The sequence below is a fragment of the Deinococcus frigens DSM 12807 genome, from assembly GCF_000701425.1.
In the GTDB taxonomy this organism is placed as follows: domain Bacteria; phylum Deinococcota; class Deinococci; order Deinococcales; family Deinococcaceae; genus Deinococcus; species Deinococcus frigens.
On the sequence record NZ_JNIW01000102.1, the window covers coordinates 1 to 6,426 of the forward strand.

The window sequence follows — 6,426 nt, forward strand, 5'->3', positions numbered from 1 at the left end:
GTTGGTGACAGTGCTGGCTGTAGCGATCTTGCTGCTCGTGTCCGAAGGCATAGAGGTGGTCCAGCGTGGGGATCGACGACACGTCGATCCCCACTGGCGGCGGGCGCTGAGCTACCTCAAGATCGGTCTCCGGGCGGTTCATTACGCGCTGAGCCGTGGTCAGGCAATCTTCTCTCGCCTGACGCTCCAGGGTGGGCCTGACCCTGAGCCACTGGGCCATCGGAAACGCCCTCATGCCTCTCCTCAAACCACCCTTGAAGTTGGCTGGCAGCTCGTTTTCCGTCCGCCCTCATAAAATTTGTCAGGCCGCCAGGACTACCGACACCTTTGCGTGATTATCCTCAAAACTGCGATCAGGACGGCAACTGCCCCCAAATTGCCCTCCGGGCGGCTACTACCGACACCTTTGCGTGATTGGGCCTCAAAAGTACCGACACCTTTGCGTGGTTCGAGGGTCGATCCCCGACACCTTTGCGTGGTTCGCAGCGGAAAATCCCAACCAGGACACGAATGGCCCTCGCCCCTGTTGTTGCTTTTATCTTTTAGTATTACAAAGCAAGAACAACAACAGAGACATGGATGACTGACGAACCTTTCAAGACCAACACCGAGCGGCGTGACGAGCGGAATATCGCCCGTCTGGGCATCATCAGCATTCAGTCCCGGGTCGATGATGAGGTGCGCACCTGGAAAGCGGAGTTCGAGATCGATGGGCGCCCTTACCGTGTGGAGTGTGCAGCTCCATATGGACGGCCGCATGGGATCGACACGGACATCATCCTGGCAGTTCAGACGTTGTTTGTCCGGGCCGGCTGTCCAGAGCACGACTGGCTCCACACCACGGCATATGAGCTGCGTGGGGTGGCAGGCCTGCCGGACAATGGACGAACCTACGGCCGCCTGCGGGACAGCCTCAAACGCCTGTGGAGCACGGGTTTCCTGGTTGGTGAGGGCTGGCATGACCCGGTGAAGGGTCGCCGCGTGTGGAGTTCCGACACTCTGAGATACATCGAGCGCATCCGGTACCACGAGATGGACAGCGAACTGGAACAGCTCCCCGGACTGGATCCCTCAGCTACGCTGAGCATCAAGCTCGGGGAACAGCTCGCCCAGAGTATCCGTGAGCGTCACGTGCAGGTGCTGGACGGTCGTCTGCTGGTGCAACTCGAGCAGCCACCGGCGCGGGCCCTGTACCGCCTGCTGGAGGCGCACCGGGTGGACGTGATTGGTCAGCGTCGCATGGCGCTGGATGTCACTCTGCTGGACTGGCGGCTGGCCTGCGGGATTCAGACGGAGCGCCCGGAACTCATCCGGCGTGCCCTGGCCCCGGCTCATGAAGAGCTAAGAGCTATTGGGTACCTCGCGGACGTGAGCATCACGGGCCGGGGGATGGCCCAGACGATCCAGTACACCTTCGCGGAGGCTGGCGCGCCTGACCCAGCGCTGGTGGAGCTCTTGATCGGGGTGGGCGTGGGACGGACGGCCGCGGCCACCCTTGTTGGAGATCACGGTGACCGCGTGGAGACTGCCGTGGCGTTCGTCCGCCACCGGCAGCGCGAGGGTGGGGTAAAGAACCCCGGGGGGCTGGTCGTGGATTTCCTGCGGCATGATGGGAAGTACGTGCTGCCTGAAACCATCAGTCCGGCTCGGCCTCCGGTGAACGCCGTGCGGGCTGTGGAAGCCCTGCAGAAGGCCGAGGAGCTGGCCAACCAGGAAACCCTGCGCGAACGGGCACGCGTGGCCGCCCTGAGCCCCTCACAGCAGTACGACGAGGTGCGCGCCTCGCTGAAGCTATTGCTCAAGCCGCTGGGGAAGGAACTCCTGGCAGTGTTCGAGGGACGCTGCCGTGACGGACACTTCAGTGCCCTCGAGGAGCGTGACCAGGCGGCGGCCGCCATGGCCGATCTACGCATGCAGGAGCATATCGATGCGCTCAAGAGCCGGCTTCACCAGCTGGCCTGAAGTGTTAACTCAGGGCTGAATGACTTAAGTACTGAATTCAGTACTTACGCACATACTGCATTCAGTATCTCCTGAATTCCGTCGCCTCGATCAGCTCTGGGAACAGCGGAAGCTGGCCGCGCTTGGCCCGGCGGATGTAGACCTCAAGAGAGGCATGCTCGCGTTGATTGGGAAGGACGACGAGATTTTCAGGAGCGTTGTTCAGTGAATTTCCGTCGACATGGTGAACGACTTCGTCCGCCATCAGCGGGCGCCCCAGCATCTCCACCGCGACCAGGCGGTGCACCCGAACCATCTTTCCCAGGCTCGGGATCCAACGCCGCGCATAGCGTTTGCCGCGCCTGCACGGGGAAGTATCACTCATGGCTGAATCTACCATAAAATTACTGCATTCAGCAAATACTGCATTGCTGTATTCCTTGCTTGGCCCAAGTATGATGCAGTCATGACACAGCGGCTGTGCGCCCTGCCAGACGAACTCATCGATTCTGGCTCCGGAACCCGGAGTCTCTTTCTCTGCCATGGGGAAGGGCGCCCTCGCGTCTGTACCCACGGGTGCCTGCAGGTCTGCCTGTGAGGCTCGCCGTAGCCAACCTGAAGGGAGGGGCAGGGAAGACCACCACGGCGGTGTACCTGGCCAACGCGCTGGCCGCACAGGGCCGAACACTGCTCATCGACGCCGATCCACAGGGGTCTGCGCTGTCATGGAGCGAGATGGCGGGCGACTTTCCGCTTCCGGTCGTAGCAGCCCCGGTCAAGGACCTCAACCGCCGTGTGCCTCAACTCTCAGAGGGGTACGCGCATGTCGTGATTGATACGCCTCCAGGGGAGCTTGCCATCACCCGTTCGGCCATGCTCGCGGCTGAGACCGTGCTGATTCCCATTCCGCCCAGCCTGATGGATCTCGACCGGCTGCGGCCCACCCTGGAGATGCTGGCAGAGCTTGAAGGCCTCCACACCCCGCAGGTGTATTGCCTGCTGACCCGCGTGCGCCGAGGCACCCGCAGTAGCCGCGCAGCCCGCGAAGTGCTGGTCGACCTGGGATTGAATGTCTTCGACGCGGAAGTGTCGCTCCGCGAGGGCTACGCGAATGGCTTTGGCCTCTCTCTGACAGAAGACCTGGGGGAGTATGCGGACGTGCTCAGTGAGCTGCAAGGCAAGGTGGCGACATGACGAAAAGCAAACCCAGCGATGTCCTGGGCCGGATGAAAGCCGCCGCGACCCGCGAGAAGCCCGTGAGCACGACTGTTCCAGTGGGGGAGACCGAGGAGACCTCTGTGACCTCGTCAGCGCCCGTTGCCCCCAGGGTTCGCAAGGTGCGGTTCACGCTTGACCTGGAACCCGAAGCGCACAAGAACCTCAAGCGCTTCGCCCTGGAAGCGGACGCAGATGCCAGCGAGGTGATGCGTGCGTTACTGGCCCTCCTGCATAGGGATGCTCAAGTGCGGAATGCAGTGCTTACTGCAATCAGTAAAGACTGAAGCCCTTTTTGGTGAAGCGATCACTGACGGTCATTCTGCGTCACGGCACCTCCTGTTTAAGGACTTTTTTCTGAGAACAGCTCAGGGCTCACCGGTATTCATCTCCGAGTTGTCTGTCACTGTCTGTCAACTTTGCGGAGTTCTGGCAGGATGCGCGCTGCAGTTGAGCTGGCCGACGGTAACAGGCACTGGATATGTTTCCCCGAGTTCCCGTGGAAGGGGGAGATTCAATGCTGGCGTTGGCCTGTGCGGGCGCACGGTGGCTCAGAGCCTGAGAGCAGTCGCCGGCACGCTCTGCACGGGCTCAGCATCCTGCAGACTGGCCTGTAGTGCTGGTTGTGCATGAGCTGGTGCCAAGGTGAACGGCTGTGTGCTACAGCGCCGTGAAGCTCAACTGCCCAGCAGGCGCATCTGATCTTGCAGCGTCTGCAGTTGTGCCAGCAGTTCCGCAAACGGCACCCGCGAGTCCCCCAGCATGCCAGCAGTCTGCATCTGCCGGTAATCCTTCTCCAGCACCTCACGGAGGCGACCCTCGGGCACCAACTGGGTCTGGCCCTGGAGCACCTCGTGGTAACTGATCCCGCCCTCCTTGAAGAAGGCCTCCTTGGTGTCCACAACGTCCTGCACTAGCCCCTGGTCAGCCAGGGCGAGTGCCGCGACTCCCTGGTCGGCGAGCCTGCACAGGTCGTCCAGGTGACGGGCAAAGCGGTGGGTCTTGCGGTCGAGCACATCCGGTTCCAGCGTTGATCCCCGGCGGCACAGCACGTGCAGCGCCGTGGCCTTTTCCAGGAAGGTGCGCTCGGCGGCCAAGACGTTCGGCAGGGCGACTGGGAGGTCGACTGCGGCAGCAATCTCAGCCACTTTGGCGATGTAGGTGGTCACCTGCTGCTGGTGGGCGGGCGTGATGACGTTGCGGGCCCCGAATTCGAATTTGACGGCCTTCTGGATGTAATCCAGTCCAGCCGACGTGACACTTGGATAGGTCATCCAGACGCTGGGCGTGGCCTCGTCGGCGGTGTCCAGCCGCAGTCGCAGCGGCGCGCCTTCCAGTTCGGCCTGCCGTTGCAGAGCGGGTAGGATGCTGCCCTCAATGAAGTTCAGGCACAGGCTGAGGTATTCATCGCGGTAGGCGTCGCGCCTGCTGCGCGAGGTAGTGCGGATCTCTTCTGGCGTGCGGCCATCGTGGGCCTGAAGTTCCAGGGTGACGTCGATGTCCTCGCTGAAGCGGTTGATGTGCCCGTAGGCTTTGGAGAGGCTGGTGCCTCCCTTGAAGACCATGCGGGCCCGGCCAGCGGTCGGCTTCTGGTCAGGCGCGAGGGCGCACGTGGAGAACAGAGCGTTCAGTGCCCACACCACCCAGATGTCTTTTTCGAGGATCACGCTGTCCCGGCCAGTTTGGGCCTGAGCGCGCGCCAGAGCGGCGCGCTGGGTATCGGGATCCAGGTCGTGCCAGCGCCGCCCAACCTTTGGAGCAGTCATGCCGTCGCCGGCGCAGCCATCAGGGTGCGGTGCATCCAGCGGGGCAGATGCAGTTCCTGGGCCGCAGCACGAGCGGCTTCACCCAGCCGGGCTACCAGAACGCTGGCAAGGCCCGCCTGACGACGCCCCAGGTAACTCAGCCCGGCGACCAGAGGCTCGGCAGGCGTGCCGACTGCAGCGAGCACGTGCTTCGGCGCGTGGGTCAGCACCGCCCGGCCAGCTGGCAGATTGAAGACCCGTCGACCCTGAATGGGGGCGTTGTAGAGCGTCACGCCAGGCACCTGCGTGGACAGGCCCAGCTCGTTGACGACCACGGCGCCGTGCACTCCCACCTGCAGGTGGTGCAGGTGCGCATAGGCCTTGATGACGCTATGCACGGGCGGCGGCGCGTCGCCGAAGATGGTGTTGACCGGCACCATATAGATCCCGCGCATCACCCGCGTCAGCTCTCCAGCACGCACCAGCCGTGACAGGGCCTGGTGCAGGGCGGCCTTATGCCGCTGGAAACGCGCCGGGAACTCCGTGACGCTGAGCGGCACTCCAGCCGGCTTCGCCCGCATGAAGCGGAGAACCTGGCTGTGAATGCTGGTGGGGGAGGCTGTGCCCGACATACGAATAATTATAACTATTCTGCTGACAAGATGGTGAGAAAGCGGCCTGCTGGCCTGCCTTCCTCGTTGATCCCCCTGTGCCCGGCCAACGCTCGCCGCACGAAGCCTGGCTGTGCCCGGCGTTCGCAGGGCCAGGTGGCAGGGCCTCGGCCTCATCGCTGGCGGCTCTGAGGGCCAGCGATGCACTGTTTGCCTGGCCAGGCCCCAACAGACCACCCGCTGTCAACCCTCAACTCCGGCACGGCGAGGTACCCAGGCCCGGTATTCTGGATGGCACAATCTCAGGAGTTGCACCTGCATAATCAGAAAAATCTGCTCCTGGCGCGGGAATTCCAGATGAGTCGACAGACAAGTTGTGCGAAGCTGGATAACCGTGACCGGTTCGAGAAAAGACTGAGGAGTGAGATGGCGTCATTGAGACGTTGGGGTCGCACTAGAGTTGGACCGGAAACTTACGCTAAGGGGGGTGCGGCCCTGGCCGCACCCCCCTTAGCGGGGCTTATCTCAACACCAGGGCTGCAAAGCAGCTCGTTCTCTCTGCCCTCAGTCTGTCTGAGCAGCTTGGTGGTCAGCCACAATCTCCATGAGCACTCGCTGTGCAGCTGTCGTGACTTCACCTTGCATTTCACGGAGTTCACTCAGCTGTAGCAAGGGTTGTGTTGCCTTAACCGGACTGGGGTAGGCTGACCATCCGTGACCGACGCCAAGCCCTACCGACACCGCTTCCCAATGATCATCATCCAGCACGCTGTGTGGCTGTACCACCGCTTCCCGCTCAGCTACAGAGATGTTCAAGAATTGCTGCACCAGCGCGGCATTCAAGTCAGCCATGAGACCCTCCGCGAATGGTGCATGAAATTCGCTTCCCTGTTCGCAGAAGGACTGCGCCAGCG

At 62.4% G+C, this 6,426-nt stretch carries 7 protein-coding genes and 1 pseudogene; 4 read left to right on the top strand and 4 right to left on the bottom strand.

What is annotated here, in order from left to right; genetic code table 11:
* A partial coding sequence (locus Q322_RS23675) for a hypothetical protein (RefSeq protein WP_034419333.1) occupies positions 1 to 235 on the bottom strand: 235 nt, incomplete at its 3' end.
* Positions 236 to 579: 344 nt separating this feature from the next.
* Between Q322_RS23675 and Q322_RS21350 the strand changes: the two genes are divergently transcribed.
* On the top strand, positions 580 to 1,962 hold the full coding sequence (locus Q322_RS21350; protein WP_051668781.1) for a replication initiator protein A: 1,383 nt from the start codon (positions 580 to 582) through the stop codon (positions 1,960 to 1,962).
* A gap of 61 nt (positions 1,963 to 2,023) precedes the next feature.
* Here the strand turns inward: Q322_RS21350 and Q322_RS0119185 are convergent, their stop codons facing one another.
* Positions 2,024 to 2,485 carry an HNH endonuclease signature motif containing protein gene (locus Q322_RS0119185; RefSeq protein ID WP_245593325.1) on the bottom strand — a complete coding sequence of 154 codons (462 nt, stop codon included), beginning with the start codon at positions 2,483 to 2,485 and terminating at the stop codon, positions 2,024 to 2,026.
* A 50-nt stretch (positions 2,486 to 2,535) separates the two neighbouring features.
* Between Q322_RS0119185 and Q322_RS0119190 the strand changes: the two genes are divergently transcribed.
* Together Q322_RS0119190 and Q322_RS0119195 are read left to right on the top strand one after the other, a co-directional pair.
* Positions 2,536 to 3,135 (top strand): ParA family protein, encoded by a 600-nt coding sequence (locus tag Q322_RS0119190; protein WP_029479464.1) that lies wholly within the window; start codon positions 2,536 to 2,538, stop codon positions 3,133 to 3,135.
* Entirely contained in the window at positions 3,132 to 3,443 is a 312-nt protein-coding gene (locus Q322_RS0119195) for a hypothetical protein (protein ID WP_034419334.1), read from the top strand. Before Q322_RS0119190 ends, Q322_RS0119195 begins: the two co-directional genes overlap by 4 nt.
* 390 nt (positions 3,444 to 3,833) lie before the next feature.
* Here the strand turns inward: Q322_RS0119195 and Q322_RS0119200 are convergent, their stop codons facing one another.
* On the bottom strand, positions 3,834 to 4,922 hold the full coding sequence (locus tag Q322_RS0119200; RefSeq protein WP_029479466.1) for a nucleotidyl transferase AbiEii/AbiGii toxin family protein: 1,089 nt from the start codon (positions 4,920 to 4,922) through the stop codon (positions 3,834 to 3,836).
* A complete protein-coding gene (locus Q322_RS22020) occupies positions 4,919 to 5,533 on the bottom strand; it encodes a DUF6088 family protein (RefSeq protein WP_156953176.1) in 615 nt (204 codons plus the stop codon). The genes Q322_RS0119200 and Q322_RS22020 overlap by 4 nt, the downstream gene beginning before the upstream one ends.
* Positions 5,534 to 6,226: 693 nt before the next feature.
* On the opposite strand from Q322_RS22020, the pseudogene Q322_RS22840 reads away from it, so the two are divergent.
* A pseudogene (locus Q322_RS22840) lies at positions 6,227 to 6,426 on the top strand (IS6 family transposase); the annotation flags it as partial.

Bases quoted from the DNA above. Each gene is read 5' to 3' on its own strand.
- Q322_RS0119200 (WP_029479466.1), bottom strand. From the start codon at position 4,922: ATGACTGCTCCAAAGGTTGGGCGGCGCTGGCACGACCTGGATCCCGAT.
- Q322_RS0119195 (WP_034419334.1), top strand. From the start codon at position 3,132: ATGACGAAAAGCAAACCCAGCGATGTCCTGGGCCGGATGAAAGCCGCC.
- Q322_RS22020 (WP_156953176.1), bottom strand. From the start codon at position 5,533: ATGTCGGGCACAGCCTCCCCCACCAGCATTCACAGCCAGGTTCTCCGC.
- Q322_RS0119185 (WP_245593325.1), bottom strand. From the start codon at position 2,485: ATGGCAGAGAAAGAGACTCCGGGTTCCGGAGCCAGAATCGATGAGTTC.
- Q322_RS21350 (WP_051668781.1), top strand. From the start codon at position 580: ATGACTGACGAACCTTTCAAGACCAACACCGAGCGGCGTGACGAGCGG.